The 429-nt window shown below is 52.9% G+C and carries 2 tRNA genes and 1 rRNA gene; all 3 read right to left on the reverse strand.

Annotation, left to right across the window (positions count from 1 at the left end):
• Positions 1 to 115: 115 nt before the first annotated feature.
• Positions 116 to 191: transfer RNA gene (locus DIE21_RS36930), tRNA-Ala, on the reverse strand.
• A 38-nt stretch (positions 192 to 229) separates the two neighbouring features.
• Positions 230 to 306 (reverse strand) — tRNA-Ile (locus tag DIE21_RS36935).
• A 63-nt stretch (positions 307 to 369) separates the two neighbouring features.
• Positions 370 to 429, reverse strand: a 16S ribosomal RNA gene (locus tag DIE21_RS36940); the annotation flags it as partial.

A 429-nucleotide genomic window follows, 5' to 3' on the forward strand; every position in this document is an offset into this window, starting at 1 on the left:
CTTACTTCTTCCAGATTGTTAAAGAACGACAGCCGATACATACTACGTATCACTCTGACTGGCTCAATCGCCAATGACAAGGACTCGACCACGTCGAACGCTTGTCATTGAGGATTGGTGGAGGCAGACGGGATCGAACCGACGACCCCCTGCTTGCAAAGCAGGTGCTCTCCCAGCTGAGCTATGCCCCCATGAGTACAGATGCCTCAGGTGTGTTACCGCCAGACAATGGTGGGTCTGGTTGGATTCGAACCAACGACCCCCGCCTTATCAAGACGGTGCTCTAACCGACTGAGCTACAGACCCCTGAGTCTGTCTTTAAATTTACAGCCGATAAGCGTGAGCGCTCAATTTTGCGAGAAGCTCTGGAAAGGAGGTGATCCAGCCGCACCTTCCGATACGGCTACCTTGTTACGACTTCACCCCAGT

Source organism: Burkholderia sp. Bp9140 (genome assembly GCF_003853425.1).
Taxonomy (GTDB): Bacteria; Pseudomonadota; Gammaproteobacteria; order Burkholderiales; family Burkholderiaceae; genus Burkholderia.